Below are 25429 nucleotides of genomic sequence, written 5' to 3' on the forward strand. Positions count from 1 at the left end.
CGTTAGGATCGGAGGTCAGTGATCATCAAGGGGGAGCCCATGTCCAACACCGACGACGCCGTACTGAGACCGCTCGGTCCGGAGGATCCGCAGGAGATCGCCGGCTACCGGCTGCTCGCGAAGATCGGCGAAGGCGGTATGGGCTCCGTCTACCTCTCGCGGACCCGCGGGAACCAGCCGGTGGCCCTGAAGGTCATCCGCCGCGAGTTCGCCCAGGAGCAGGACTTTCGGGTCCGCTTCGAACGCGAGGTGCAGGCAGCCCGCCGCGTGCAGGGGTACCACATCGTGCCGGTGCTCGACCACGACACCAGTGGTGAACAGCCCTGGCTGGCCACCGCGTTCGTGCCGGGTCTGGCGCTCGACGACGCCCTCGCCACACACGGCCCGCTGCCGCTGCCCGCGGTGTTCCAGCTGATCGGCTGCACGGCGCAGGCCCTGCACTCGATCCACGCCGCCTCGGTGGTGCACCGCGACCTCAAGCCGAGCAACATCCTGCTCGGTTCGAACGGCCCGTGGGTGATCGACTTCGGTATCGCGCGGGCCACCGACACCACCCAGCTGACGCGCAGCGGCGGGTTCATCGGGACGCCGCAGTACATGTCCCCCGAGCACGCGCTCGGCCGGACGGTCACCGCGGCGACCGACGTCTTCGCGCTGGGTCTGATCGCGGCGGTCACGGCCACCGGCCGCCACCCGTACGGCGACGGCGGGGGCCTCTCGATCGCCGCCGCGATAGCCAACACCCCGCAGCAGGCGCCGGACCTGAGCGGCTACCCGGAGCCGCTGCGCCAGCTGCTGGAGCGCTGCCTGCACTCCGATGCCGCGCAGCGGCCCACCCCGGCCGAGCTCGCCGAGTGGTGCGGCCGGGCGGCGGGCCGGGAACTGCGGGACTTCGACGGCTGGCTGCCCGCGCCGCTGGCCGCGGAGATCGCCCGGCGCGAGCGGTCCGCGCAGGCACAGGCCCAGGCGCCGGTCCCGGCCCCGACGCACGTCCCGGCACCTGCGCACGCCCCGGCCCCGCCCGCGTACGCGCCCACGCAGGCCTCCGGGCCGGTCCCCCCGGCGTACGCGCCGACGCAGGGCCCGGGCGGCCCGGGCCCGGCGGGCGGCCCGCACCCGCCGTTGTACGGCGCCCCCACCGCCGCTCCCGCCTACGCCGCCCCGGCCTACGGCGCACCGGCCGGACCGGCCGCCCCCGCCCCGGCGGCGCGGCGCAGCCGTGTGCCGCTGGTCGTCGGCGCGGGTGTCCTGGCCGTCGCCCTCGCCGCGGGCGGCACCTGGTACCTCACGCGCGGGGACGACAGCGGCGCGAAGCAGACCGCGGGCGACAGCAAGGAGAAGACGGCGGACGCCCCGAAGGACGCGGCGCCGGCGGCGCAGACCGGCGGCTCGACACCCTCCGCCTCGTCGTCGTCCTCGTCCTCGCCCAACGCCTCGCCCTCCGGGCGCACCTACACCGCGGTGTTCAAGGACAAGCCGTTGAAGCTCCTGGCGCCCAGGGAGTTCGGCAAGTACAACGACGTCGACCTGGACTTCCCCAAGGTGGCCACGACCGGCGAGATCAGCTCGTCGGACCAGGAGCTGACGATGGGTTACGACGGGATCCGGACCTCGACCTCCTTCGGCAAGAGCAAGGGTCCCACCCCCGAACAGTGCGAGACCGGGGCCGCCACCGACCCCATCCCCAACCGGCTGCGGGAGGCGGACGTCACCGGCGCGGACAGCACCATCGTCCAGGGCGACCTGTTGTGCACCGTCACGTCGAAGGGCAACCTGGCCATGGTGAAGATCGTCAGTCTCGAGCCCTCGACCGAGAAGAACTACACGGTCCCGACGTACCTCACCGAAGTGACGCTCTGGAAGCGGTAGGCCCGGCCGTGGGCAGGGCGTGAGCCCGACGGGCCGGACCGGCTCACCTGCAGCGGCGTGTTCCCCTCACACGGAACGTTCCATGCAGACCAGCCGGTCCCGCTCGTCCCACGACCCGGTGACGGTGAATCCGAGCCGTTCGTACAGGGCGATCGCGCCTGCCCGCCACTGCCACACCGAGAGCCGGACCGCATCGAGGCCGCTCGCCTCGGCATGCGTCAGCGCGGCGCCGACGAGACGGCGCGCGATGCCCAGCCCGCGGAACTCCGGGTCCGTCCAGAGCCTCTTGACCTCGGACCGCCCGTCCACGGGGGCGGCCACCACCAGGCAGCCCACCGCGGTGTCGCCGATCGATGCCAGCAGCACGTCATCGCGGGCGAAGGCCAGCTGCGGATCCGCGATCTCCGCGCGGTAGCGGTCGGGCAGTGCGTCCGCGCCGGAGACGGCCTCGCCCTTCTCCTCCTGCGTCCTCAGGTGGTAGGCGGTCAGCAGTCCCGCCAACCCGTCCTGGGCACAAAGGTCACGACCCGGCCGGCGGACGACGACAACCTCACGTGGTTCGCTCACGGAGGGAGCATCGCATCCCGGTGCGCGCCCTCGGGGGCCGGGGCCGGGAGCGGGGGCGGGGCCGGGGGGCGGGGTCAGGCGGAGGCGGGGACAAGGACGACGGCCGTCCCGTACGCGCACACCTCGGTCCCGACGTCCTGGGCGTCGGTGACGTCGAAGCGCATCATCAGCACGGCGTTGCCGCCGCGCGCCTTCGCCTGCTCGATGAGCCGGTCCATGGCCTGGTTCCGGGTCTCCACCAGGGTCTTGGTCAGGCCCTTCAGTTCGCCGCCGATCATCGACTTCAGGCCCGCGCCGATCTGGCTGCCCAGGTGGCGGGAGCGGACGGTGAGGCCGAAGACCTCGCCGATGACGCGCTCCACCCGGTAGCCGGGGACGTCGTTGGTCGTCACGACGAGGACGCCGCTCTCGTGTGCGCCGGCGCCGCCGCCGTAGTCATCGATACCCATGGCACCCACTCTCGCGCGGGCCGCCACCGCCCGCACCCCGGGGCGGACACGGCCCCGCACTCCGGCGGGGCAAATTGGTCATATCGGGTTAAACGACGGTGAGCCACCGGGGCTACACGCCCCGCCCTCGTCATAGTCGTCCCTGGCGACCGCCTGGTTGCCGCCCCGTGCCGCGCGTCGCGGCCGGGTGGATGTCTTCGTAGAGGAGCCGGCTCATGCTGAAGCCCACCAGAACCACCCTCGCTCTCGCCACCGGCAGCCTGGTTCTCGGTCTGGTCGGAGCGGGCGCCGCCGTCGCCGACGACGGTCCGGAGAACCTGCCCCCGCGGGAGATCGTCGTCGGCGGAGGGTCCGCGGAGCCCGGCGTGTATCCCGAGAAGTACGTCATCGGCAAGGTCGTGTCGAAGGGCCCGCTGACGGTCCGCAGCAAGCCGAGCACCCACGCGCAGTCCCTCGGCCACGTGTACCCGCACAGCAAGGTCGAGATCGAGTGCAAGAAGTACGGTGACAAGGTCGACGGCAACCGCATCTGGTACCGCCTGGCCGAGAAGAACGGCGACTGGGAGCACGACGCCCAGGCGCCCAAGCGCGCCTACGACAAGGAGCGCTGGGTCTCCGCCCGCTACGTCAAGAACCTCTCCGAGGTCAAGTACTGCCGCTGACCCGGTCCCGGCCGGCCGACGGGTAGCCAGGCAGGCCGGCAGCCAAGCGGGTCAGCAGTCAGTCCACCGGGCGTACGGCACGCGGACCCACACACTCCACGCCGTACGCCCGGACCCGTTCCCGCAGTTCACGGTCGGCCGTGACCACGACGCAGCCGCGCTCCGCATACGCGGCGGCCAGCTCCACGATCCGGTCGTCACCGCTCCCCGGCGCCGAGTCCACCCGTACACCGGGAACGGACTCGACGCCCCGGGCGGCGCCTTCGACGACGAGGACGATCTCCTCGTCCCCGCCCCGGCCGGCCAGCAGGTCGCGCAGCCGGACGGCCGCGCCCCGCCGGTCCCGCCACCAGCCGTCCGGCACCGAGCCGACGACGTTCGCGCCGTCCACGATCAGCACCTTGCGCATGGCGTTCACTGCGTTCACGGCGGCCGGGCCCTCAGAAGTCGCCGTAGTTGACCTGCCAGGTGGGCAGGCCCATCCGGCGCCAGATCGCGACCACCCGGTCCCGGTCGTCGAGCGAGACCCGTACCGCGTACCGGTGGCGCACATGCGTGTCGAAGAGCTCCGCCTTCACCACGTCGTCGCGGCGCGTGTCGCCCGCCGCGCGCATCCACAGCTCGTCGTACGGCACCTCGTGGCGCCGCAGCCAGGACTCCGTCTGCGGACGGTGCTCCTCGCCGCGCCCCGACAGCAGCACGATCACGTCGCCGTCGGCGCGCCGGAAGGCGTCGAGCGCGTGCCGTACCGACTCGTTGAGCAGGTCGAGCTCGCAGCGCGAGAAGTCGTACGGGCCCCGGTCACCGGTCAGGGCCAGCGTGCCGTCGATGTCGCACATCACCGCCGCCGGCAGGGCCGGGTCGGGGACGTACTCCGTCACGGGCGGCGCGGCCACCCCGCTCGCCCCGCCGTTCATCCACTCCGACGTCAGCCGCCAGCCTCCCCGCCGGGCCTTCTCGTGCTTCTCGGCCAGGATGCGGATGATTTCCTCGCCGACCTGGCGCTCGCGCGCGGCGTCCCGGCGCAGGCACTCCTCCAGCGGGACGTCGGTGAAGTCGTGCACGACGAAGGTCGCGAGACCGCCGACCGCCGCCTTGAGCCGCTTGGGGATGTTCTTGGTCAGGTGGGTGTTGTCGACGACCACGTCGAAACCGCCGTCGACCGCCGCGCGGACCGCCGCGTCCTGGACGGCCAGCACGGTCTGCTCGTGCTTGAAGCTGCGGCCCCGCTCGGGGTCCGGGAGGTCGAGCATGAGCCGCAGGTCGTCGAGGTTGACACGGCGCATGCGGCCACCGGCCGCGGCCTGCAGGGCGCGCGCGGCCGTCGTCTTGCCGGAGGCCGGCAGGCCCGTCATGACGTGCACGACGGGCAGCGGGGCCTCCTCGGCGGCGGCCACGGCCGCGTTCGCCTCCTCGGTCGCGTCTGCGGTCACCTCCGCGGTCACGGCCGTGTTCTCGGGTGTCTCCTGGGACACGGGTCAGTTCTCCTCGTCGTTCGTGAAGGGGTCGGACGTCTCCGGCCGCACGTTGCGCCATACGGCCAGTTCCGTGGACCGCCCGTCCAGGCGCAGGAACATGGCGGCCCGGACCTCCCGGTCGGGCAGTGTCTTCACGGCCCGGGCGAAGGCCCCCCGGTCGGCCGCCAGGTGCGCGAGTCCCGCGTACGCCTCGTCGTTGGCGCGCTCGCGCCGCGCGGCCTCGCTCTCGATCCGCTCGATCACCTCGCGCACCCACGCGTCGAACTCGTCGGGCACCTGGTCCAGCAGCACGTCGAGCGGCTTGCCGCCCGAGGCCTCGATCTCGGCGACCGTGGTGCCGAGCCCCTGGGCGAGCTGCTTGACGGGCAGGCCGGCGAACCGCTGGATGCCGTGGGCGCGCCAGATGTCCCGCTCGGTGACCTTGGTGAGCACGCGGTGGAGCCGTACGTACTCGGCCAGCTTGGCCTTCGCGCGCACACCGGAGGCGAAGCGCAGCACGAAGCCCTCCGCCTGGGTGCCGGTCGCCGGGGCGCCGCCGGGCAGGGTGTTGGACTCGGTGAGCGCGATCAGCTCGGCGATGGGCATGGCGGGCCAGACCGTGACGACGGAGCCGATCCCCTCCCAGTGGGACGCGGCCTCGGCGAGCGGGACCTCGGTCCCGTCCTGGCCGAAGGCCGCGAGGAGGACGAGGTCCCGGCGGTCGCCGTAGTCGACGACGATGCGGTTCTGCGGGTACAGGATCTCGGCGAGGTAGGTGGTGCCGGGGCGCAGGGCCGCGGTGTCCCGGCCGTCGAGCAGGCGCTGCGCCCAGGTCGCCTGGGCGCTGATGAAGGACCCCTTGGAGGCGACCCGCCAGCGGCCCGCGTAGTGGAAGACGACGGCGAGGCTGCCGTCGACCTTGTCGTAGACCTCGAACGGCTCGTCCGGGAGGGCGGGGGCGTACGGCTGTCCCGACTCGTGCTCGCCGACGTTGAAGAACTTCGGCAGCGGCAGAGCGACGATCGCACCGGTGTCGTCGTCGGCGACGAGTCCGCGGCAGCGTGTGGTGACGTCGTTCCAGACGCGTTCGTACTGGGCCGTCCGTGTGTAGGTGTAGATGGACAGCGGCAGTTCGGGGTGCGACTTGCGGGTCACGTACCCGGCGTCGATCGAGTCCGCCAGCGCCTGTGCGGGCAGCAGGTCATGCAGAGTCAGGGTCTCCTGGCTCATGGGGTCCTCCCGGTTTGAGATGGCTCATTCTCACCTGCGGGAGGGTGTGCCCGGTAGTCAATTATGCCTGGTCGGCGCCGTGCCCAGGCGGTTGATGTCGGCCGGCCGCAGGATGTGGCCGGGGATCTCGGTGCCGGGCGTGGCGACCGCGATCATGGCGCGGCCGAAGGCCTCGGAGGTGATGACGAGGTTCGGGGCGACCCGCCGCACGAGGGGGACCAGGGGGCCGAGGACGGCGTAGAACACCCGGGACAGGCGGGCCTTGGAGGGCACGCCGCGCACCGGCTGGACGATGCCGGGGCGGAACATGTAGGCGCGGAAGGGGAGTTCCAGCAGGTCGTTCTCGGTCTTCCCCTTGACCCGGGCCCACATGGAACGGCCCTGCTCGGTGCTGTCCGTGCCCTCGCCGGAGACGTAGACGAAGGTCATGCCGGGATTGGCGGCGGCCAGCGGCCGGGCCACGGCTAGTGTCAGGTCGTAGGTGACGCGCCGGTACGCCTCCTCCTTCATGCCGACGGAGGAGACCCCGAGGCAGAAGAAGCAGGCGTCGTACGCGGCCGGGTCGATGCCGGCGGCGGCCAGGTCGGACGGATCGCTCTGGACGCACTCGCGCAGCTTGGGGTGGCTGACGCCGAGCGGGGTGCGTCCGACGGCGACGACGCTCTCGACCGCGTCGTCGCGCAGGCATTCGCGCAGGACGCTCCGGCCGAGCATGCCGGTCGCGCCGAAGAGGATGACGTTCACGGAGGGCAGCCTAAGGGCTGTCCCGTAATCCCCGGTGGATCAGCGCACGGCGTCAGATGCGGTGCATCGCAAGGCGGAGGGGCGTCCTCATACTGGGCGTATTCGGGCGTTCCGACAACGCGGCGAGGTGCCGTAGCTGACGTCGTGCGCCCGCCGGGGATTGCGGGACAGCCCTTAGTGGTGCTTTGTCAGGTGCGGGCTAGTGCGAGACACAGAGCTCGTTGCCCTCCGGGTCGGCGAGTGTCGTCCATACGCTGGGGCCCTGGTTGCCTTCGTGGAGGTGCGTGGCGCCGTTGGCGAGGAGGCGTTCGACCAGCGCCTTCGGGTCGTCGGAGCCGGTACGGACGTCGAAGTGGGCCCGGTTCTTGACCGTCTTGGGTTCGGGGACGAACTGGAAGAGGACGCGGGGTGCGCGCTCCAGGCCCTCCGGGTGGCGGATCGCGGCGCCCGCCTTCCAGACGAGGGTGCCCCGGTGGGTCTTGGTGTCGTCCTCGCTCGCGTGGCCCGCCTCGATCAGGCCGCGGATGAACTGCTCGTCGCTCGGCTCCACTTCCCAGCCGAGGGCCTCGGCCCACCAGTCGGCCAGTGTGTGCGGGTCGGTCGAGTCGATGGTCACCTGGAATGTGTACGCCATGCCGGGACCCTACTGAGGTGTCGGCGCCGTCGCCACACGGCGCAAGGGGCCACGGGACGCGGGCCGCGCGGCGCGCCGCGCCGCGCCGCGGGCGTCAGCGGCCCGTCGCCCCGCTCCCGGCGGTGAGGTGCGAGGCGACCAGCACGGCGAAGGTCAGCAGCCAGGCCCCGACGGCGATCCAGAGCAGAACCTCGCCCAGCGGGCGCAGCCAGGCGACGCCGGCCGGGTCCGCCACGGAGAGGCAGGCGGTGGCCGTCATGCCGAGCGGGAAGACGGTGGCCCAGCGCCGGATGTCGTAGCGCGGCCGCGGGTGGCGCAGTTCGGCGGCGAGGAGGACGACGTACCAGGCGAGGGACAGGGCGAGCAGGGCCAGAGTGACGGTACGCAGGGCGGTGTGTGCCGAACCGGTCCATACGGGTGACGCGGTGAGTTTGGATCCGGCCAGGGCGGAGATGGAGAGCGCACCGCCCGCCACCCAGTGGTCACCCGCCCCGCCCACCACCTCGCCCAGGTCGAAGCGGAACAGGGCCGCCAGGTAGAGCAGCAGGCCGAGGCAGAAGGCGGCCATCGCCGCCCGTGCCAGCGGGTCCTGGTGGCCGGCGTCGGCGAGGGACGCGGCGAGGAGGGAGAGGCCCTGGGTCGCCACACACCCGAGGAAGGCCGCTCCCGGCATGCGCCGCCGCCAGTGCCGCAGGACGTTGAACAGCAACCCGGGCCAGAGCACCGCCGCCACCACGAGCAGCACGGCGGCCGCCGTCTGCCAGCCCTGCTGCGAGAGCCGGGCCCCGATGACGGTGGTGGCGGCGACGGCCGTCAGCGCGGCCGGTGTGTCGGCCTCGGCGCGGAACCGCCCGCGGTCGCCCAGCAGCCGGGAGGTGAAGTCGGCGGCGAGTACGAGCCACAGCGCCCCGGCGGCGACCAGCGCGGCCAGTGACGCCGCCTCCTGTCCGGTCAGGTGCAGGCCGACGGAGATGATGCCGGTGGCCATGACGGCGGCTCCCGCCGCGGGCGGGAGCCCGGTCCACCAGTCACGGCCGGGGAGGATGCTCACGCGTCCAGCGGACCCCACGGGTCGGCCGGCCACCCGCGGACGGGGCCGACGCGCCGCGGGAACCACACGGCCGGACGCGAAACTTCTTGCCCGCAAGATCAAGCAAACCTGTGCACGATGCACAGGCCGGGATGCGGGCCGGTCCTAGGGGGTGTCTTGGCTCGGACTCAGACGCGGACCTGCCGGTCCGTCACAGGGGAGCGGACCGGCGGGTCCCCGATCGCTCGCGCGGGCACGCCGATCCGCGCGCCACCGGCGCGGCCCTCCGGGTGCGGGGTAGCGTCGGACCCCCTCGGCGGGTGGCCGGAACTCGCGCTTGCCAGCCCGGTTAGGCCTACCTAACCTATGGCTCGCCCACGATCGAGAACGCCGGCACGACTTCGGGACCCGTCCCCGACCGAAGGAGCCTCCCCCCATGAACGCACGTCTCGACCATGCCCAGCCTTACGCCGTCGGCCTGTTCCGGATCGTCACCGGACTGCTCTTCGCGTCGCACGGCGCCGCTTCCCTCTTCGGTGTCCTCGGCGGTGCGCACGGTGGCGGAACCGTCGCCGCCGGCACCTGGCCCGGCTGGTACGCCGCCGCCATCCAGCTCGTCGCGGGCGCCCTGATCCTGCTGGGTCTCGGCACCCGGGCGGCCGCCTTCGTCGCCTCCGGTTCGATGGCGTACGCGTACTTCACCGTGCACCAGCCCGGTGCGCTGTGGCCGCTGCAGAACGGCGGCGAGGCCTCGGCGATGTTCTGCTGGGCCTTCCTCCTGCTGGTGTTCACCGGCCCCGGCGCCCTGGCGGTGGACGGGCTGTTCTCCTCGCGTTCGGCGGCCTCCCCCGGGCGGCGGGACGAGAACCGCCCTGAGGCCGTCACCGCCTGAGGAATCGATTCAGCGCCACACTCGTCGGCCCCTCAGCGGGGCGGTGCGACCAGCCCCATCTCGTAGGCCATGATGACGAGGTGGACCCGGTCCCGGGCGCCGAGCTTGGTGAACAGACGCGAGACGTGCGATTTGGCCGTGGCCGCCGAGATGAACAGCTCCTCGGCTATCTCGCCGTTCGAACGGCCCCGCCCCACCAGGGTCAGCACCTCCCGTTCGCGCTCGGTGATCCCCGCTACGGGCCGCGGCGCCCGCGCCTCGACCGCCTCCGGCGCCGCCGGCCCGGGCGCCCGGACGAAGTCCGCGATCAGCCTGCGGGTGACGCCCGGCGCGATCAGGGCGTCCCCCGCGGCGATCACCCGGATCGCGGCGAGGATCTCCTCCACGGCCATGTCCTTCACGGCGAATCCGCTCGCGCCGGCGCGCAGCGCCCCGTAGACGTGGTCGTCCTCGTCGAAGGTGGTCAGCACGAGCACCTTGACGGCCTCCGTCCCCGCGGTGATCAGCCCGGTGGCCTCGATGCCGTCCATGCCCGGCATCCGGATGTCCATCACCACCACGTCGGGGCGCAGTTCGGCGGCGAGACGGACCCCGTCGGTGCCCGTACCGGCCTCGCCGACGACCTCCAGGTCGGCGGTGTCGGCCATCAGCACCCGCAGGCCGGACCTGACCAGCGGCTGGTCGTCCACGAGCAGGACGCGGATCGCCCGCGCGGGAGCGACGTCGGTCATCGGAGCCCGTCCACGGCCGCCGCGGCGACGGGCAGCGGCAGCGCCGCCTCGACCCGGAAGCCGCCCCCGGCCCGGGGACCGGCGCTGAAGCGGCCGTGCAGCAGGCTGACCCGCTCGCGCATGCCCGTGATGCCGAATCCCGTACTTCCGATGCCGTCGGGCGCGCCGCGCCCGTCGTCGACGACCTCCACGGTCAGCTCCTGTTCCCCGTAGCCGATGGTCACCCGGCAGTGTCCGGTGCCCGCGTGGCGCACCACGTTGGTCAGCGCCTCCTGCACGATGCGGTACGCCGACAGGTCCACCTCGGGCGGCAGTTGACCGCGCTCCCCCACCCACCGTACGTCGACCCGCACTCCGGCGTCGGCGGTGGTGGCCACCAGCCCGTCGAGGTCCGCGAGCCCGGGGGCGGGCCCGAGCGGCGCCTGCTCCCGGGGGCCGTCCGGCTGGGCCCGGCGCAGCGCGACCAGCGTACGGCGAAGGCCGGACAGGGTCTCGCGGCTGGTGGCCTCGATGGCCTGGAGGGCGGCGCGGGCCTCCGCCGGCTGGGTGTCGATGACCCGGCTGCCGACACCGGCCTGGATGGCGATCACGCCGATGCTGTGGGCGACCATGTCGTGCAACTCGCGTGCGATGCGCAGCCGTTCGGCGGTCACGGCCTCGGCCACCTGCTGCGCGCGCAGTTCGGCCGTGTGCTCCCGGCGTTCACGGAAGCGCAGGCCGGTCATGTAGACGGCACCCAGGGACAGGAAGGCGATCAGGCTCGTGCTCATCAGGTCGTACGGTCCGGAGGCGACCAACGCGACCGCCGGAAGCTCCACGACGAACACCATGACGAGAGCCATGACCGCGTCCCGCCGGGGGCGCGTGGCGACGACGAGTCCGAGGACGAGGTCCGAGGCGAGGAAGACGAGGAACCGGCCCGGGCTGTGGTTTTGGGCGGCCCCCGCGACGAGCGTACCGCCGAGGAGGGTCAGGGCCAGTGCCGCCAGGGGCCGGTGCCGCAGCAGGGGGACGAGCGGGGTCACGGCCAGCAGCGTCACGACCCCGAGGAGCGGCCCGATGGCGTACGGGACTCCGCCGATCAGCAGGCCCAGGACGAGGACGTAGAGGGCCGCGCCGCCCCAGGCCGTGCGGGCCGCACCGGGCCTCGGTGTCGAACTCCGCGCGGTCTTCGTGATCTTCGGGGTCTTCGGGGTCTTCGCGCTCTTCGGTGGGTTGTCCATGGCGTGACCGTAGCCAGCCGTCCCCGGGCCGGGCATCGGCCCACGGGCTTACACCCCCGGGCCGAGGCCGCCGGAAGTTTTCCGCCGGCGGTGCGATGTCCGCGGGCCGGGTGCCCCGGCAGGGTGGCGCGGGTGATCGAGGTCAAGGAACTCACCAGGACGCACGGCGACCGGACCGCCGTGGACCGGCTCTCCCTCACGGCCCGGCCCGGCGCGGTCACCGCGTTCCTCGGCGCCGCCGGGGCCGGCAAGACCAGCGCGCTCCGCGTGATCCTGGGGCTGGACTCCCCCACCGCGGGCACGGTCGCGGTGTGTGGGGTCCCGCTGCGCGGCCGCCCGCGCAGCCCCCACCAGATCGGGGCCCTGCCCGATCCGGCCGGGTTGCCCGGCCGGCGGACCGCCGGGGCGGTGCTGGGGGCACTGGCCCGCGCGCACGGCATCGGGGCGGCCCGGGTGGCCGAGGTGCTGGCGGAGACCGGCCTGCTGCAGGAGCCGCGGCGGCGCGTGGGTACGTACTCCCCCGCCATGCTGCAGCGGCTGCGCATCGCGGTGGCGCTGCTCGGGGATCCGCCCGTGCTGCTGCTGGACGAACCGCTGGCCGGGCTGGACGCCGAGGGGGTGCGGTGGGCCCGCCGGCTGCTGCGCGCACTGGCCGCGCAGGGGCGTACGGTCGCGATCACCGGTGACCGCGCGGCGGAGCTGGCCGGGACGGCCGACCGGATCGTGGTCCTCGACCGGGGCCGGACGGTGCTCGCGCAGTCGGCGGCCGAGTTCACCGCCCGGAGCGCCGTGGCCCGGGTCGTCGTGGGCACTCCGCACCGCGCCGAGCTGGCCGCCGTACTGACGGACGGGGGCGCGACGGTGGTCCGGGCCGGCCTGTCGGGGCCGGGCCGGCTCGCCGTGACCGGTATGCCGGCGGAACGCGTCGGCGCCCTGGCCACCGAGCACGGGATCGTGATCCTCGAACTCGACACCCGCAGGCCCACGTTGGAGGAGGTGCTGGACGAACTGTGCGCCGCTTCCCGGACCGTGTCGGCCGAGGCCGGCCCGGAGGGCGGGCGATAGCGTGGGCGTATGGAGGAACTGGGCGGGGTGGAGATCGTCGGCTTCGCGGACGCCGAGGCGTTCGAGAGCTGGCTGGCCGAGCACCACACGCGCCGCGAGGGCGTGTGGATCAAGGTGGCCAAGAGGAAGTCCGGGATCGCGTCGGTCACCGATGACGAGCTGGTCGACATCGGGCTGTGCTACGGCTGGATCTCCGGGCAGCGGCGCGGCCTCGACGAGCGGTACTACCTGCAGAAGTACGTGCCGCGCCGGCCCAAGAGCCTGTGGTCACAGGTGAACGTGGACAAGGTCGCGGAGCTGAGCGTCGCGGGGCGGATGCGTGAGCCCGGGCTCGCCGAGGTGCGCAGGGCGCAGGCGGACGGGCGGTGGACGCACGCCTACGAGTCGCAGCGGACGGCGGCGGTGCCACCGGACCTCGCGGCGGCCTTCGCGGCGGACCCGGCGGCCGCGGAGGCGTTCGAGGCACTCGACCGCACCGGGCGCTACCAGGTGATCCTGCCGTTGCTGCAGGCGCTCACGCCGGAGACCAGGCGGGCCCGGCTCGACCGGGCGGTGCGGCTGCTGGGGGGAGGCGGGGCTGCCTCCGCAAGCGCGGGGAGCACAGGAGCGTAGGGGCCCAGCGGGCCGGGAGAAGGCGTCAGGCCTGGCCTCCCCACGGGGAGAACAGGCCTGACGGAAGGCGGAGTCGCAGGTCAGGAGCGCTGGTCGCGGGCCTTCTCGGCCTTCTCGGCCTGCTTCTCCTTGATGCGGACCGTTTCCTTGCGGACCTCGGCCTGGGTGGCGCGCTCACGCTGGAGCCATTCGGGGGCTTCCTGCTTCAGCGCTTCGATCTGCTCCGTGGTGAGGGGCTCGGTGACCCCGCCGCGGGCGAGACCGGCGATGGACACGCCGAGCTTGGCCGCCACCACCGGTCGGGGGTGCGGACCGTTGGCGCGCAGCTCCTTCAGCCACTGGGGCGGATCGGCCTGGAGCGCACTCAATTCGCTGCGCGAGACGACACCCTCCTGGAACTCTGCGGGGGTGGCCTCGAGGTACACGCCCAGCTTCTTCGCCGCGGTCGCGGGCTTCATCGTCTGGGTGTTCTGGTGCGACGTCATGGTGTCAAGAGTATCGAGCGTGTGCGCTACCTCCGACCACGACCGGTAACCTTGCGGGGTGACAGGCTCGGAAGTACCCCATTCGTTCCGGCTCGCTTATGTCCCGGGGGTGACACCCAGCAAGTGGGTGCGTATCTGGAACGAGCGGCTGCCCGACGTCCCGCTGACCCTGGTCGCGGTGTCCCCGATCGAGGCGTGCGGTGTGCTGCGGGCGGGCGGCGCGGACGCCGGTTTCGTGCGGCTGCCGGTCGACCGTGACGACCTCAGCGCGATCCCCCTCTACACCGAGACGACGGTGGTCGTGGTCCCCAAGGATCACCTCGTGGCCGCTGCGGAAGAGGTGTCCACCGAGGATCTCGCCGACGAGGTCGTGTTCCACCCGCTCGACGACACCCTGGACTGGGAGCAGCTGCCGGGCAAGCCCGCAATCGAGCGCCCCGAGACGACGGCGGACGCGATCGAGCTGGTGGCCGCCGGGGTGGGCGTACTCGTCGTCCCGCAGTCGCTGGCCCGCCTGCACCACCGCAAGGACCTGACCTACCGGCCGGTCTCCGACGCGCCCGCCTCGCGGGTCGCGCTGTCGTGGCCGCAGGAGGAGACCACCGATCTGGTGGAGGAGTTCATCGGGATCGTCCGCGGCCGGACCGTGAACAGCACGCGGGGGCGCGCACCGACCCCGCCGCAGCCCAAGGCGAAGCGCAAGCGCCCGGAAACGGGTGCGGGTGGCGGCGGTGGCGGCGCGCAGCGGAAGTCGGGGGCCGGGAAGTCCTCGTCCGGGAAGCCGGCGGGCAAGAACCCCCGCGGGGCCTCCGGCGGCCCCAAGGGCGGAAAGGGTGCGAAGGGCGGGAAGGGCGGCAGGCCCGGCCGACGCCCGTAGGGACCGCCGTCGCCCATTGGACCGGCCGACGCCCGTAGGACCGGCCGACGTCCGCAGGACCGGCAGGTCCGTCTGCGACGGCCGGGCTTCGGGGATCCGGCTCACCTCGCGGTGTATGCAGGAGGAATGGATCTCCGGCCGCCGTCGCACCCTCGTCACCACCGGTCCCCCAGGGTGAGCCGCGCGCAGCTGGCGGTCCCGTTCGCGCTGATCGCCCTCGTGACGCTGATCGACGTGCTCGCTCCTCCCGAGGTGCACCTAGGACCGTTCCTGGCTGCCGCTCCGGCCGTGACCGCGTCGTTCGCGGGGCCGCGGATGACGGCCTTCGTCGGGCTGGTCGCCGTACTGGCCCAGGTGGTGGTCGCGACGGCGCGCACCACCCTGACCGACCTGAACCACACCTTCCAGATCATCGCGCTCGTGATGATCTCGGTGTTCGTGACCTTCTTCGCCCACCTGCGCGAGGTGCACGAGAAGGAGGTGACCCAGCTGCGCTCGGTGGCGGAGACCGCCCAGGAGGTGGTCCTGCGGCCGCTGCCCGACCGGATCGGCCCGCTGAACGTCGCTTCCGTGTACCTGGCCGCCGCGGCCGAGGCCCAGATCGGCGGCGACCTGTACGCCGCCGCCCGGACCGCCACCGGCACGCGGCTGATCATCGGTGATGTCCGGGGCAAGGGCCTGGAGGCGGTCGGGGACGCCGCGCTCGTACTGGGCGCCTTCCGGGCCTCCGCCCACCAGGAGGCCGGGCTGCCGGGCCTGGTGGACTACCTGGAGGCGGCGGTCTCCGCGGACCTGGACGGTGCCGGGGACGAGGGCGAGAGCTTCGTGACCGCGGCCGTCCTGGACATCCCCGACGCCGAGCCGGTGCTGCACCTCGTCAGCTGCGGCCATCCGCCGCCGCTGCTCGTGCTGCGCGACGGCGGCGCCGAGCAGTTGGAGGTGGACCGGCCCGCGCCGCCGCTGGGGCTCGCCGGGCTCGTGGCGTCGGCGGTCACCGCGCAGACCTTCGCCTTCGCCGAGGGTGACGTCCTGCTCCTGTACACGGACGGTGTCCTGGAGGCACGCGACCGGGCGGGCGCGTTCTACCCGCTGGCGCGGCGCGTGACCGCATGGTCGGGGCTGCGTCCGCAGGCGCTGCTGGACCGGCTGTGCGAGGACCTGCTGAGGCACGCGGCCGGCAACACCCTGGACGACGACGCGGCGATGGTCGCGATCGAGCGGCCCGTGGCACCGTAGGCCGGTCCCGGTTTGCCAGAATCGGATCATGCTGACCCTCGGAACGATCGTCATGGGAGCCGCGGACGTGCGGCGGGCCGCGGAATTCTGGAGTCGGGCGCTGGGGTACGTACCCCGTGACGGCCAGGTGGACGACGGCTGGACGGTCCTGGTCCCGGCCGACGGCGGCGGGCCGGGCCTGGCGCTCGGCCGCAGTGTCACGCCCGTACAGGAACGGCCGCGCGTCCACCTCGACCTGTACGCGGCGAACGCGGCGGAGCAGGCGGCGGAGGTGGAGCGGCTGGTCCTGCTGGGTGCCCGGCACGTCGACTGGGACTCCTACCCGGAGGACCCGGATTTCGTGGTGCTGGCCGACCCCGAGGGCAACCGCTTCTGCGTCATCGACGCCACGCACGGCTGAGCCCGTCGGCCGGAACAGGAGGCCCGTAAGCGGAATGCATGGATCAATAGGCGCTCCTGCACGGATCCGCGCAGATGAGGTTCACCGGGTCGGTGAACCGTCTTGTGCTTATGGCCGATGAGTGATGCCGCTACTGGAAGCGGGAGACGAAGCGGCGCTGCCAGGGGGTCTCGACGGCGCGCGGAGCGTAGTGCTCCCGGACGTAGGCGACGGCCTCACTGTTGGGTACCCCGTCAAGCACGGCGAGGCTTGCCAGTGCGGTGCCGGTCCGCCCGTGTCCACCGGCGCAGGCGATCTCGACGCGTTCTGCCTCGGCGCGTGTCCATGCCTCGCGCAACGCGTCGGCGGTTGTGGCACGGTCGGACGGCAGCCAGAAGTCGGGCCAGCGGAGCCAGCGGCTTTCCCAGGCGACCGGCGGTGGCCGGTGGCCCAGCAGGTACAGCGCGAAGGCGGGCTGCGGGCCATGAGGGAGTGGCCGGCTCAGCCCCCGGCCGCGTACGAGCCGGCCTGAGGGAAGTCGCAGCATGCCCGCGATCGTGGGTTCCCATGTGGCGGTCACGGTGCGAGCGTAGCCCCCGTTCGGTGGACGGTCAGGCGGCTTTCATCTCCGGTGCTCGTCGACCACCATGACCCGTGCGCCCATCCCACCCGGCCCCCAACGCCGGCCGCTACCGCCCCGGCAAGCCACACGCTTGTTCGACGCCGCTCACAAGGTCTGGAAGATGCGGACCGTGCCCAGCGGCCAGACGAGCGCCTCGCGGAGCACGCACTTGGAGGCCGGCTGGATCGACAACGCCTGCTTCGAGGTCTGCAAGATCGGCGCCAGCAGCGGCGCGATCGCGAGCTGCGAGGCCTCGGGCGTGATGAACAACCCGTTCGACGACTCCTCCATGCAGGGCGCACGACGAGGGGGTGTCACCCGCATGCGGGCGACACCCCCTTTCGTCTGCCTCCGACCGTCGGCACGCAGACCCGGCCGTTGCCGACCTCGGTCTTCGACGTCGCAGCCGGGGTCGTAAAGCCCCTTGGCGAGCGCGATCCGGCCGTGGAGCGCACCGGTCTTGGCGTCGATCGAGAAGAGCTCGGGGCGAACGGGCCCGGCAAGCCCGCTTCCTGATCTCCCGCTTTCCCCTGCCTTAAGCGGAACCTAAGACTCATCAGGGCCGCACCGAAACGAACGAATGTCCGTTTCGGTGCGGCTAGCGTGCTTCCGGATCCCCAACTCCCCAGTAACACAGAGGCAGGCACGCGATGGGCAGCACAGTCGGGCACCGGCGCAGGACGAGCCGTACGGCGAAGGTCACGGGCGCGATCGTGACGGCGGCGGTGATCGGTGGGGTGGCCTTCGCCTTCACCGGGATCGCGCAGGCGACCTCCGTCGGAGCCGTCTACACCAAGTCCAGCTCCTGGAGCGGCGGTTACACCGGCCAGTACGTCATCACCAACAGCACCGGCACGGCACAGTCGGACTGGACCCTCCAGTTCGACCTGCCGGCGGGCACGAAGATCGACTCGCTCTGGAACGGCACCCACACGGTCTCCGGTCGCCGCGTGACCGTGAAGCCCGCGAGCTGGAACGGACAGCTGGCGGCCGGGGCCTCCGTCACCGTCGGCTTCGTCGCGAGCGGGACCGGCACCCTCGGCGACCCCACCGGGTGCCTGATCAACGGGGTGAAGTGCTCGGTGGACCAGGGCGCCACGGCTCAGCCCAGCGGGCGCCCCACCGCCCGGCCCACGGTCACGGCCAGCCCGGCCCCGACCGCGTCCGCCACCTCCGCCGCGCCCACCGGGACCAAGTCGCCTTCCCCCACGGCGACCACCCCCACCGGCACTCCCGCCCCCGGGGGCGGCGGCGCGCGCTTCGCCCCGTACGTCGACACCTCCCTGTACCCCGCCTACGACCTGCTCGACACCGCGACGAAGACCGGGGTGAAGGAGTTCCACCTCGCCTTCATCACCTCCGGCGGCGGCTGTGCACCGCTGTGGGGCGGCGTCACGGATCTCGCGAACGACAAGGTCGCCGCCCAGGTCGGTGCGCTGCGCGCCAAGGGCGGCGACGTACGGGTGTCGTTCGGCGGGGCCGCAGGTCACGAACTGGCACTGAACTGCGCCACCGTGGACGAGCTGGCCGCCGCGTACGGCAAGGTCGTCGACCAGTACCGGCTCACCAAGGTCGACTTCGACATCGAGGGCGCGGCCCTGCCGGACACGGCGGCCAACGCGCGCCGTGCGCAGGCCATCGCCCGGCTGCAGAAGTTCCACCCGGGCCTGGACGTGGCCTTCACCCTGCCCGTGATGCCCGAGGGCCTGACCCAGCCGGGTGTGGCGCTGCTGGCCGACGCCAAGAAGAACGGTGTGCGGGTCGACGCCGTCAACATCATGGCGATGGACTACGGGCCGGCGTACAGCGGGGACATGGGGCAGTACGCGATCCAGGCCGCCACGGCCACGCAGGCGCAGATCAAGGGTGTGCTCGGGCTGTCCGACGCGGCGGCTTGGAAGGCCGTGGCCGTCACGCCGATGATCGGCGTGAACGATGTCGCGAGCGAGATCTTCACGGTGGAGGACGCGACGCAGCTCGTGGAGTTCGCCGCGTCGAAGGGGATCGGCCGGCTGGCCATGTGGTCCTCCACGCGGGACAAGCAGTGCGCGGCCGGGGCCGTCAACCACGCCGACGCGACGTGCAGTTCGATCCTCCAGCAGCCGCTGGCCTTCACCAAGGCGTTCTCCGCGCTCAAGTAGCCGCGCGGGGCCCGGACGGGGCCGCAGCCGATGGGCCCGCCTCACGTCATGTGCGGCGGGCCCGTCGGCCGTGGCCCCGCGCCCCTACGCGTGGATGCCCGCGCGGATGGCGAAGTCGAGTGCCGCGTCGAGGCGCGGGGCCGGGCGGCCTTCGGTGTGGGCCGCCGCCAGCAGCGCCGCCACGGCGTCCGCGTCGGCCTTGCGTTCGCGCGCCAGCGCCGCGAACCGGGTGACGGCCCCGGTCAGGCTCCGCTCCAGCGCGTACGGGGCGTCGAACGAGGACACGGTGAGTCCGAGGAACTCCTCCTCGTCCGGGCCCACCCAGGCCGCGGCCCCCTCCAGCCCGTCCTCCCGCACCTCGTCCGGGTACGGGATGCGGTGCCACGCGCCGTTCTCCCACCAGTAGACGAAGCCGAAGAGATTGCCGGCGGCGTCGTCGCGCAGGAGGTCCCAGGGCAGCCAGTCGGGGCCGCCCGCGAGGAAGTCGATCTGCTCTCCGCCGACATGGGTGTGGCTGCCGTCGGGGTCCTGGCCGCAGAACACCGCGCGGCCGCCGTCCAGTACGGTCAGGCGCCACCAGCCGCCCGCGCCGGTGGAGTGACACCACAGGCCGTCGTCGTCGAGGGCGAACTCGGTCCTCGTCGAGCACGCGGTGTCGACCATGGCCATGGTCACCGCCCTGGCCCAGAGCAGTTCGGGGTGTTCGAGGTCTTCGGGCCGGCTCGGCGTGTGCATCATGTGGTCTCCTCCCGGGTGCCGGGCAAGCCTCGCACGCGGGCCCGGTTCGGCCGAATTGCCGATGGCCGGACGGGCGACGCTGCGGCTGGGAGGCTGGTGTTCGGCCCTGCGGCCCGCTTTCCACCGTTCCCTCCTGAGCGGGAGCCTCTTGCCATGCTCGTCCTCGACTCCTCCCGTACGAACACCGCGCTGGCCCGGCGCGCCGCCCGGCGATTCGTGCGGGCCAGGTGTCCGTGGGCCGACGTGAACGACGTGACTCTCGTGGTCAGCGAGCTGCTGGGCAATGCCGTCCGCCACCCGGAGGGCGCCTGGCTGCTGCGGATGTCCTGCCGGCGGGAGGCCCTCGTGGTCGAGGTCCACGACAGCAGCACCCTCCCGGTTCCGCGGGCCGGGGACCCGAGAATGGGGCGGATTCGGCTGGGGCATCGTGCAGCGGCCGGCCTCGTCCGTGACCGTACGGCCCCACCGGGCCGGGAAGGCCGTCCAGGCCGTGTGGCGCCCGGCTCCGCAGGCACAGGCACAGGCGGCCTGACCCGCCTGACCCGCCTGACCGGGGACGGCGAGGTAGCGCTCGGCGCGGAGGCGCGGCGGATGGCAGCGGGCGAGCAGGCCGCCGTCCGGCGGCTCGCCGCCCGGCCGGCCGCCCGCGAAGCCCCTCCGGCACGACCCGCGGGCGCGACAGACACCCCGTGAACCGACCGCTCACACGCTGCCCGCATGCTGAGAAGATCCCGGCCCCATCAAGCCTGCCCCCGTGCGGATCCCGCCATTGTGGCCGCCGGGCCAACTCCCTTAGCGGAATGGCGGGTTACGGTCCGGCCATGTCTTCGAACATACGAACCCTCCCTGCTCCGCACAGCCGCCGCGCCCTGCTGCGCACCGCCGTCGCGGGCACGGCGGCGGCCGCCGGAGCGGGCCTGACCCTTGGTGCGGCCTTTCCCGCCTTCGCCGCCCCGTGGGATCCGGAGAGCGCCGAGCCCGTGACCACCCCCGCGCAGGCCCTGCGCCGGCTGGCGGCCGGCAACCAGCGGTGGCGGGCCCAGGACCAGGAGCACCCGCACGAGTCCGCGGCCGTGCGCCGCCGGCTCGTCCAGGGCCAGCAGCCCTTCGCGATCGTGCTGGGCTGCGTCGATTCACGCGTTCCGCCCGAGCTGGTCTTCGACCAGGGGCTGGGTGACCTGCTGACCGTACGGTCGGCGGGCGAGGTGCTGGACGAGGCGGTTCTGGGGAGCATCGCGTACGGGGTTCTGGAGCTGCGCATACCGCTCGTACTGGTCCTGGCCCATCAGTCGTGCGGAGCGGTCGCCGCGGCGGTCCACGCCGACGAGTCGGGCGAGCCGCTTCCCGCTCACATCCAGTACCTGGCCGATCAGATACGGCCTTCCATCGACCACAGCCAGCACGGCCAGGCCCGCGTCGACGCGACGATCAACACACACGTGCGCAACGCCCGCAGACGGCTCGCGGCCGAGCCCGACCTCGCCGGAAAGGTGGCGACGGGCGAACTGGCCGTGCTCGCCGCCCGCTACGAGCTGCGCGACCAGCACGTACGCACCCTGTCCTGACGGCGGCGGCGCGTGCGGGCCCGTCCCGGTCGAGCCTCCGAGCGGGACGGGCCACGGTTCACGACCTTCAGGCGTTAACGCAGACGTTGCCGCCGGCCGGGTTGAGCGCGCCGATCACGTTGACGCTGTTGCCGCACAGGTTGATCGGAACGTGGACCGGGATCTGGATCAGGTTGCCCGAAAGCAGACCGGGCGAGCCGGCCGCGATGCCCTCCGCGGTGGCGTCCGCCGACGCCGAGGACGCACCGCCGATGACCGCCAGCCCGAGCACCAGGGCAAGACCCGCACTCTTCAGAACACGCGACACGTGACATCTCCTTGTAACCGCACAGCGGCGCCGGAGCACCGCACGGCCCCGAGCGGGGCCGTCGCCCTTTCCTTCGGCAGCTGACGGCCTCCCGGCCTGGTTCCGGCCGCCCGGTTCCCTCGAATAGGTGGACCCTCACCTCCGTTCGGAGGTACGGGAGCCCCGTAGGACCCTATCGACCCGACCCGCTTGTCAGACTGTCCGACCGTCGGACCGGCTGAGAGGTGATGCTGGTGATCCACCTTCCCCGTCGGCCGGCCGGAGGCCCGAGGCCCGTCGGTAGCCTGAACCGATGCGCTTCCCAGACTCTTTGTCCCAGGCCCTGCATGCTCCTGCCGATCCGCCGCTCCGGCCGCTCCCGGACCCGGTGGTGGACCTGCTCCGGTCCCTCGACGCACCGCCGCGGCTGGCCGCCCATCTGCGTGCCGTCCACGACGTGGCGGTCCAACTGGTCGCATGGATGGACCATCGCCATCCGCGGATCGCCGTCGACCGCGCGGCCGTGCTCTTCGGGGCGGCGACCCACGACATCGGCAAGACCGTGCACACGGCCGAACTGTCCGAGCCCGGCTCCTCGCACGAAGAGGCGGGCCGCGCGCTGCTGTCGGCCCACGGATTCGGCCCGGACCTGGCCCGCTTCGCCGGAACCCACGCCTCGTGGACGGCTCCCGGTACGACGCTGGAGGACCTGCTGGTGAGCGTGGCCGACAAGGTCTGGAAGAACAAGCGCCTGCCTGAACTCGAAGACCTCGTGGTCGCGCGCCTGGCCCGGGCGACGGGCGGTCAGCACTGGGAGGAGTACCTCGCGTTCGACGATCTGCTCACGCGCATCGGTGACGGAGCCGACGGCCGGCTCGCCTTCCAGGCGTCCTTCCCGGTGCACGCGCAGCCCTGACGGCATTTCTTAGCATCAGAGGTCAACTATTCGTCCGGTCGCCGCCAGGACGACTACAAAGGTCGGGACCGGACCGGACCGGACCGGCGACGGGGATGATGCCCCGGCGACGACCGGAATGACGTCTAAGGCGGTGGATGCGCGTGCGTAGATGCGGCAGAATCGAATTGATAGCGGTCAGATTACTTCCGGAGAGACCGAGTTCCGACTCCTACACCTGACGTGGTCGGCCCCGCCGCAGCCTGTGCCGATAGGCGGGTGCAGGGCTGACCTGGACGCAGGGAGGAGGGATTCCCCGACCTCCTCCCTGCGTATGCGGCCGTGTGTTTCCTGCACGCATTCCGGCCGCTTGGCGCAGGCGCCGATGCGGCCCGGTGCAAGCCGTCGACGTGCGGCGTTCGGGGATCCCACCGTGGGCCACATCCTGGCCGACACGATGATCCGACTGCGGCGTGGCCGCGTTCCGGCGTGCACCGCACACGGTATTGCGCCGGTTCCCGAAAGGCCCTGTGAGGCTGCCTTGTTTCCGCGCCCTGGCCGACGTGACGTCACGCAGTCGCAGTAGTCGAACACGTCCCAACAAACTCACCTGAAACTTTTTCATATGGGCACCCATCCGCAGGCGTTGGGGCACCGAATGAGAAACGAGACCCTCCCCAAGGCCTCGTTCACAACCCGTACGATCTGCGATTCCCGTCCTGGGGATCCACGGAACAGGAGCGAATGTGATAGTCAAGCGCGCCGGTCGCCACGTGGCTCTCGCCGCCATACCCGCCGCCGTGGCCCTGACCCTCGGCCTTTCCGGACCAGCTCTCGCGGAGGGCGGAAAGGCGTACCAGATCGACCTGGCGCAGCTGAACAACTCGGGCTCCAGCGGTACGGTCATGCTCACCCTCAAGGGCAGGCAACTCACCGTGCAGATCGAGTCCAAGGGCATGGTGCCCGGACAGCCGTCGGCCCAGCACCTGCACGGCTCGACGAAGGGGCACGACTTCCACTGCCCGGACGCGACCGACGACAAGGACGGCGACGGGGTCCTCAGCAACACCGAGGCCACGCACGACTACGGCGACATCAACATCTCGCTCACCACGGGCGGGGACACCAAGCCCACCAGCGGCCTCGACGTGCTGCGCATGCCCGTCGCCGACGCGCAGGGCACGATCCGCTACAAGCGGACGATCGAGGTCGGCCAGGACGTCGTCGACCACATCAAGGACCTGCACGTCGTGCAGCACGGCATCGACCGCAACAAGAACAAGAAGTACGACTTCGAGGGGGCCGGCAAGAGCGAGCTCGACCCGAAGCTGCCCCAGGAGGCCACGGCTCCGACCAACTGCGGAGAGGTCAAGGGCGCGGCCGTGGGGTCGATCCCCGTCGGCGGCATCGAGACCGGCGGCGGTACCGAGGGGCACACGGCGGTACCGGTGACGGTGCGCGACGGTGTGGCGATCACCGTACTCGCGGTGGTGGCGGGTGCGGTGATCATCGGCCGGAAGCGGGCCGGTGTCGGCCCCGTCCGCAGGCAGACCACCGGGGGCGGCGCGTGAAGCCGGCCCCCACGCGGCTCCGCCGCCGCACCGCTGGCCCGCTGGCGGCCGCCCTCCTCGCCGGACTCCTCCTCTCCGGGTGCGGCGGCGGCCAGGACGCGGCGCAGCCCGCCGCCCCGGCGGGGCAGAACCTCCCGGGCGGGGCGCCGGCTGGCGCCGACGCCTCGCCCACCGGGAAGGCGCCCACCGCGAAGGCGCCTGCAGAGGGATCGAAGGGCGGCGCAGGGGCGGATGCCGGTGCGGGCCAGGCCGAGCAGGCCCTGGCCCGGTCGGCGCCGCAGAAGATCACGATCCCCTCCCTCAATCTGTCCAGTTCCCTGGAGACGCTGCAACAGAACCCGGACGGCACCATGCAGACCCCGAAGGACCCCGCGCTCGCGGGCTGGTACGAGCCGGGGCCGACCCCCGGCTCCCAGGGGCCGGCCGTGATCGCCGGGCACGTCACGTGGAACGGAGCATCCGCGGTGTTCGAGAAGCTGAAGACGATGAAGGGCGGTGACACCATCAAGGTCACCCGGCAGGACGGCAAGACGGTCACGTTCACGGTGGACCGGGTCGCCGAGTACCCGAAGGCCGAGTTCCCCACGCTGGAGGTCTACAAGAACATCGACCACGCGGGCCTGCGCCTGGTCACCTGCGGCGGCACCTTCGACCCCAAGAAGCACTATTACGACAGCAACGTGGTGGTGTTCGCCCGCATGACGGGCGCCGCGTAGCCGGACGACGGATCCGGGAACACGCCCGTCGGCCGCAGGGCCCCACTGCGGCTGACGGGCCCGGTCACCGCCCGACCGACTGACACGCCCCCACGTACGGCGGCACCCGACCCGTCGCCGGGTCGGGTGCCGCCGTACGTGGGGGCGTGTCAGTCGGTGGCGTGCGTCCAGCTGGTGCACAGGGCCCAGATGATGAACACGTCGATCGCGATGATGATGATCGACCACCAGGGCTGGTACGGCAGCCACATGAAGTTGAGGATCACGCTGATGCCGGCCAGTGCGATACCGGCGCCCCTGGCCAGGTTCGAGCCGGCGAACAGGCCCACCCCGGTGAGGATGACGATGATCCCGACGATGAGATGGATCCAGCCCCACGCCGTGAGGTCGAATTCGAAGACGTAGTGTCCGATGCGCGCGTAGACGTCGTCGTTGGCGATGGCCGCGATGCCCTGGAACACCGCGAGACAACCGGTGATCAGGAGGAGGACCGCGGCCAACAACGTGCCCACGCTCCCCGCGCCCTGGCTGTCGCCGCTTGGGAACGGCGTAGTGCCCGGCGCAGGGCCGGTGTTCCAGTTTCCCCCGGTCGGTGTCGGCTGGCCCATGGAATTCACCTCACAGTTGGCGGTACAGCGCAGGACCGTCCTGCTCCGGCTCGTCGGTCACAGGCTTCGGTGCCCACATCGCAGTGTCGTCCGGCGGTCCGGTCCCTGTGATCACCCGAAGCGGGTGGTCTTCGCCCGGGCACGC

General features: G+C 72.4%; 30 protein-coding genes. 14 read left to right on the forward strand and 16 right to left on the reverse strand.

Annotated features, from left to right (window positions below; all coding sequences use genetic code 11):
• Positions 1-39 precede the first annotated feature (39 nt).
• A complete protein-coding gene (locus tag ACZ4YL_RS10145) occupies positions 40-1869 on the forward strand; it encodes a serine/threonine-protein kinase (RefSeq protein WP_468115224.1) in 1830 nt (609 codons plus the stop codon).
• Positions 1870-1935: 66 nt separating this feature from the next.
• Here the strand turns inward: ACZ4YL_RS10145 and ACZ4YL_RS10150 are convergent, their stop codons facing one another.
• Both ACZ4YL_RS10150 and ACZ4YL_RS10155 read right to left on the reverse strand, forming a co-directional pair.
• Positions 1936-2436, reverse strand: a complete 501-nt coding sequence (locus tag ACZ4YL_RS10150; protein ID WP_468115226.1) for a GNAT family N-acetyltransferase — start codon at positions 2434-2436, stop codon at positions 1936-1938.
• Positions 2437-2510: 74 nt separating this feature from the next.
• Positions 2511-2885 (reverse strand): YbjQ family protein, encoded by a 375-nt coding sequence (locus ACZ4YL_RS10155; protein WP_150261200.1) that lies wholly within the window; start codon positions 2883-2885, stop codon positions 2511-2513.
• A gap of 215 nt (positions 2886-3100) precedes the next feature.
• Between ACZ4YL_RS10155 and ACZ4YL_RS10160 the strand changes: the two genes are divergently transcribed.
• Positions 3101-3547: an SH3 domain-containing protein gene (locus ACZ4YL_RS10160; RefSeq protein ID WP_468115228.1), complete on the forward strand. Its 447-nt coding sequence runs from the start codon at positions 3101-3103 to the stop codon at positions 3545-3547.
• Between the two features lie 58 nt (positions 3548-3605).
• Here ACZ4YL_RS10160 and ACZ4YL_RS10165 read toward each other — a convergent pair whose 3' ends face one another.
• From ACZ4YL_RS10165 to ACZ4YL_RS10190, 6 genes are all read right to left on the reverse strand, one after another.
• On the reverse strand, positions 3606-3956 hold the full coding sequence (locus ACZ4YL_RS10165; RefSeq protein WP_468115630.1) for an NTP pyrophosphohydrolase: 351 nt from the start codon (positions 3954-3956) through the stop codon (positions 3606-3608).
• A gap of 31 nt (positions 3957-3987) precedes the next feature.
• Complete coding sequence (locus tag ACZ4YL_RS10170; protein WP_468115229.1) at positions 3988-5022, reverse strand: phosphatase domain-containing protein; 1035 nt, start codon at positions 5020-5022, stop codon at positions 3988-3990.
• A 3-nt stretch (positions 5023-5025) separates the two neighbouring features.
• A complete protein-coding gene (locus tag ACZ4YL_RS10175; protein WP_468115231.1) occupies positions 5026-6234 on the reverse strand; it encodes an RNA ligase in 1209 nt (402 codons plus the stop codon).
• Positions 6235-6291: 57 nt separating this feature from the next.
• Entirely contained in the window at positions 6292-6978 is a 687-nt protein-coding gene (locus ACZ4YL_RS10180) for a Rossmann-fold NAD(P)-binding domain-containing protein (protein ID WP_468115232.1), read from the reverse strand.
• 199 nt (positions 6979-7177) lie between these two features.
• Positions 7178-7612, reverse strand: a complete 435-nt coding sequence (locus ACZ4YL_RS10185) for a VOC family protein (protein WP_468115234.1) — start codon at positions 7610-7612, stop codon at positions 7178-7180.
• 94 nt (positions 7613-7706) lie between these two features.
• On the reverse strand, positions 7707-8663 hold the full coding sequence (locus tag ACZ4YL_RS10190; RefSeq protein WP_468115236.1) for a tellurite resistance/C4-dicarboxylate transporter family protein: 957 nt from the start codon (positions 8661-8663) through the stop codon (positions 7707-7709).
• Positions 8664-9078: 415 nt separating this feature from the next.
• Between ACZ4YL_RS10190 and ACZ4YL_RS10195 the strand changes: the two genes are divergently transcribed.
• Positions 9079-9534, forward strand: a complete 456-nt coding sequence (locus ACZ4YL_RS10195) for a DoxX family protein (RefSeq protein WP_468115238.1) — start codon at positions 9079-9081, stop codon at positions 9532-9534.
• Positions 9535-9566: 32 nt separating this feature from the next.
• Here the strand turns inward: ACZ4YL_RS10195 and ACZ4YL_RS10200 are convergent, their stop codons facing one another.
• Together ACZ4YL_RS10200 and ACZ4YL_RS10205 are read right to left on the reverse strand one after the other, a co-directional pair.
• A complete protein-coding gene (locus ACZ4YL_RS10200) occupies positions 9567-10265 on the reverse strand; it encodes a response regulator (RefSeq protein WP_468115239.1) in 699 nt (232 codons plus the stop codon).
• Positions 10262-11488 carry a sensor histidine kinase gene (locus ACZ4YL_RS10205; protein ID WP_468115241.1) on the reverse strand — a complete coding sequence of 409 codons (1227 nt, stop codon included), beginning with the start codon at positions 11486-11488 and terminating at the stop codon, positions 10262-10264. The genes ACZ4YL_RS10200 and ACZ4YL_RS10205 overlap by 4 nt, the downstream gene beginning before the upstream one ends.
• 132 nt (positions 11489-11620) lie before the next feature.
• Here ACZ4YL_RS10205 and ACZ4YL_RS10210 point away from each other — a divergent pair, with 132 nt between their 5' ends.
• Positions 11621-12553 (forward strand): ABC transporter ATP-binding protein, encoded by a 933-nt coding sequence (locus ACZ4YL_RS10210; RefSeq protein WP_468115243.1) that lies wholly within the window; start codon positions 11621-11623, stop codon positions 12551-12553.
• Positions 12554-12562: 9 nt separating this feature from the next.
• Positions 12563-13165 carry a YdeI/OmpD-associated family protein gene (locus ACZ4YL_RS10215; protein WP_468115244.1) on the forward strand — a complete coding sequence of 201 codons (603 nt, stop codon included), beginning with the start codon at positions 12563-12565 and terminating at the stop codon, positions 13163-13165.
• Positions 13166-13245: 80 nt separating this feature from the next.
• On the opposite strand, the gene ACZ4YL_RS10220 is transcribed toward ACZ4YL_RS10215, so the two are convergent.
• Entirely contained in the window at positions 13246-13650 is a 405-nt protein-coding gene (locus ACZ4YL_RS10220) for a DUF5997 family protein (protein WP_301364067.1), read from the reverse strand.
• A 58-nt stretch (positions 13651-13708) separates the two neighbouring features.
• On the opposite strand from ACZ4YL_RS10220, the gene ACZ4YL_RS10225 reads away from it, so the two are divergent.
• The 3 genes from ACZ4YL_RS10225 (at position 13709) to ACZ4YL_RS10235 (ending at position 16163) form a co-directional block, all read left to right on the forward strand.
• Entirely contained in the window at positions 13709-14527 is an 819-nt protein-coding gene (locus ACZ4YL_RS10225) for a LysR substrate-binding domain-containing protein (protein ID WP_468115246.1), read from the forward strand.
• Between the two features lie 126 nt (positions 14528-14653).
• Positions 14654-15763 (forward strand): PP2C family protein-serine/threonine phosphatase, encoded by a 1110-nt coding sequence (locus tag ACZ4YL_RS10230; protein WP_468115248.1) that lies wholly within the window; start codon positions 14654-14656, stop codon positions 15761-15763.
• Between the two features lie 28 nt (positions 15764-15791).
• Positions 15792-16163 carry a VOC family protein gene (locus ACZ4YL_RS10235; RefSeq protein WP_468115249.1) on the forward strand — a complete coding sequence of 124 codons (372 nt, stop codon included), beginning with the start codon at positions 15792-15794 and terminating at the stop codon, positions 16161-16163.
• Between the two features lie 130 nt (positions 16164-16293).
• Here ACZ4YL_RS10235 and ACZ4YL_RS10240 read toward each other — a convergent pair whose 3' ends face one another.
• Both ACZ4YL_RS10240 and ACZ4YL_RS10245 read right to left on the reverse strand, forming a co-directional pair.
• Positions 16294-16722 (reverse strand): protein-tyrosine phosphatase family protein, encoded by a 429-nt coding sequence (locus ACZ4YL_RS10240; RefSeq protein ID WP_468115250.1) that lies wholly within the window; start codon positions 16720-16722, stop codon positions 16294-16296.
• Between the two features lie 147 nt (positions 16723-16869).
• Complete coding sequence (locus tag ACZ4YL_RS10245) at positions 16870-17034, reverse strand: hypothetical protein (protein WP_468115252.1); 165 nt, start codon at positions 17032-17034, stop codon at positions 16870-16872.
• A gap of 380 nt (positions 17035-17414) precedes the next feature.
• Here ACZ4YL_RS10245 and ACZ4YL_RS10250 point away from each other — a divergent pair, with 380 nt between their 5' ends.
• On the forward strand, positions 17415-18905 hold the full coding sequence (locus ACZ4YL_RS10250; RefSeq protein WP_468115254.1) for a cellulose binding domain-containing protein: 1491 nt from the start codon (positions 17415-17417) through the stop codon (positions 18903-18905).
• Between the two features lie 84 nt (positions 18906-18989).
• Here the strand turns inward: ACZ4YL_RS10250 and ACZ4YL_RS10255 are convergent, their stop codons facing one another.
• Positions 18990-19643 carry a hypothetical protein gene (locus tag ACZ4YL_RS10255; RefSeq protein WP_468115256.1) on the reverse strand — a complete coding sequence of 218 codons (654 nt, stop codon included), beginning with the start codon at positions 19641-19643 and terminating at the stop codon, positions 18990-18992.
• Positions 19644-19796: 153 nt separating this feature from the next.
• Between ACZ4YL_RS10255 and ACZ4YL_RS10260 the strand changes: the two genes are divergently transcribed.
• Together ACZ4YL_RS10260 and ACZ4YL_RS10265 are read left to right on the forward strand one after the other, a co-directional pair.
• Positions 19797-20336: an ATP-binding protein gene (locus tag ACZ4YL_RS10260; RefSeq protein ID WP_468115258.1), complete on the forward strand. Its 540-nt coding sequence runs from the start codon at positions 19797-19799 to the stop codon at positions 20334-20336.
• Between the two features lie 128 nt (positions 20337-20464).
• Positions 20465-21208 carry a carbonic anhydrase gene (locus tag ACZ4YL_RS10265; protein WP_468115260.1) on the forward strand — a complete coding sequence of 248 codons (744 nt, stop codon included), beginning with the start codon at positions 20465-20467 and terminating at the stop codon, positions 21206-21208.
• A gap of 67 nt (positions 21209-21275) precedes the next feature.
• Here the strand turns inward: ACZ4YL_RS10265 and ACZ4YL_RS10270 are convergent, their stop codons facing one another.
• Positions 21276-21515 carry a chaplin gene (locus ACZ4YL_RS10270; RefSeq protein WP_468115262.1) on the reverse strand — a complete coding sequence of 80 codons (240 nt, stop codon included), beginning with the start codon at positions 21513-21515 and terminating at the stop codon, positions 21276-21278.
• Positions 21516-21807: 292 nt separating this feature from the next.
• On the opposite strand from ACZ4YL_RS10270, the gene ACZ4YL_RS10275 reads away from it, so the two are divergent.
• From ACZ4YL_RS10275 to ACZ4YL_RS10285, 3 genes are all read left to right on the forward strand, one after another.
• Positions 21808-22410, forward strand: a complete 603-nt coding sequence (locus ACZ4YL_RS10275; protein WP_468115264.1) for an HD domain-containing protein — start codon at positions 21808-21810, stop codon at positions 22408-22410.
• 725 nt (positions 22411-23135) lie between these two features.
• Positions 23136-23960: a hypothetical protein gene (locus ACZ4YL_RS10280; protein ID WP_468115266.1), complete on the forward strand. Its 825-nt coding sequence runs from the start codon at positions 23136-23138 to the stop codon at positions 23958-23960.
• Entirely contained in the window at positions 23957-24676 is a 720-nt protein-coding gene (locus ACZ4YL_RS10285) for a class F sortase (RefSeq protein WP_468115267.1), read from the forward strand. Before ACZ4YL_RS10280 ends, ACZ4YL_RS10285 begins: the two co-directional genes overlap by 4 nt.
• Positions 24677-24825: 149 nt before the next feature.
• On the opposite strand, the gene ACZ4YL_RS10290 is transcribed toward ACZ4YL_RS10285, so the two are convergent.
• Positions 24826-25284, reverse strand: coding sequence for a DUF7144 family membrane protein (locus tag ACZ4YL_RS10290; protein ID WP_468115268.1), 459 nt, complete (start codon positions 25282-25284; stop codon positions 24826-24828).
• Between the last annotated feature and the right edge of the window lie 145 nt (positions 25285-25429).

This window comes from Streptomyces sp. NPDC030021 (assembly GCF_055574035.1).

Bases quoted from the DNA above. Each gene is read 5' to 3' on its own strand.
- ACZ4YL_RS10145 (WP_468115224.1), top strand. From the start codon at position 40: ATGTCCAACACCGACGACGCCGTACTGAGACCGCTCGGTCCGGAGGAT.
- ACZ4YL_RS10155 (WP_150261200.1), bottom strand. From the start codon at position 2,885: ATGGGTATCGATGACTACGGCGGCGGCGCCGGCGCACACGAGAGCGGC.
- ACZ4YL_RS10160 (WP_468115228.1), top strand. From the start codon at position 3,101: ATGCTGAAGCCCACCAGAACCACCCTCGCTCTCGCCACCGGCAGCCTG.
- ACZ4YL_RS10165 (WP_468115630.1), bottom strand. From the start codon at position 3,956: ATGCGCAAGGTGCTGATCGTGGACGGCGCGAACGTCGTCGGCTCGGTG.
- ACZ4YL_RS10175 (WP_468115231.1), bottom strand. From the start codon at position 6,234: ATGAGCCAGGAGACCCTGACTCTGCATGACCTGCTGCCCGCACAGGCG.
- ACZ4YL_RS10185 (WP_468115234.1), bottom strand. From the start codon at position 7,612: ATGGCGTACACATTCCAGGTGACCATCGACTCGACCGACCCGCACACA.
- ACZ4YL_RS10195 (WP_468115238.1), top strand. From the start codon at position 9,079: ATGAACGCACGTCTCGACCATGCCCAGCCTTACGCCGTCGGCCTGTTC.
- ACZ4YL_RS10200 (WP_468115239.1), bottom strand. From the start codon at position 10,265: ATGACCGACGTCGCTCCCGCGCGGGCGATCCGCGTCCTGCTCGTGGAC.
- ACZ4YL_RS10205 (WP_468115241.1), bottom strand. From the start codon at position 11,488: ATGGACAACCCACCGAAGAGCGCGAAGACCCCGAAGACCCCGAAGATC.
- ACZ4YL_RS10215 (WP_468115244.1), top strand. From the start codon at position 12,563: ATGGAGGAACTGGGCGGGGTGGAGATCGTCGGCTTCGCGGACGCCGAG.
- ACZ4YL_RS10220 (WP_301364067.1), bottom strand. From the start codon at position 13,650: ATGACGTCGCACCAGAACACCCAGACGATGAAGCCCGCGACCGCGGCG.
- ACZ4YL_RS10230 (WP_468115248.1), top strand. From the start codon at position 14,654: ATGGATCTCCGGCCGCCGTCGCACCCTCGTCACCACCGGTCCCCCAGG.
- ACZ4YL_RS10235 (WP_468115249.1), top strand. From the start codon at position 15,792: ATGCTGACCCTCGGAACGATCGTCATGGGAGCCGCGGACGTGCGGCGG.
- ACZ4YL_RS10250 (WP_468115254.1), top strand. From the start codon at position 17,415: ATGGGCAGCACAGTCGGGCACCGGCGCAGGACGAGCCGTACGGCGAAG.
- ACZ4YL_RS10255 (WP_468115256.1), bottom strand. From the start codon at position 19,643: ATGATGCACACGCCGAGCCGGCCCGAAGACCTCGAACACCCCGAACTG.
- ACZ4YL_RS10260 (WP_468115258.1), top strand. From the start codon at position 19,797: ATGCTCGTCCTCGACTCCTCCCGTACGAACACCGCGCTGGCCCGGCGC.
- ACZ4YL_RS10265 (WP_468115260.1), top strand. From the start codon at position 20,465: ATGTCTTCGAACATACGAACCCTCCCTGCTCCGCACAGCCGCCGCGCC.
- ACZ4YL_RS10275 (WP_468115264.1), top strand. From the start codon at position 21,808: ATGCGCTTCCCAGACTCTTTGTCCCAGGCCCTGCATGCTCCTGCCGAT.
- ACZ4YL_RS10290 (WP_468115268.1), bottom strand. From the start codon at position 25,284: ATGGGCCAGCCGACACCGACCGGGGGAAACTGGAACACCGGCCCTGCG.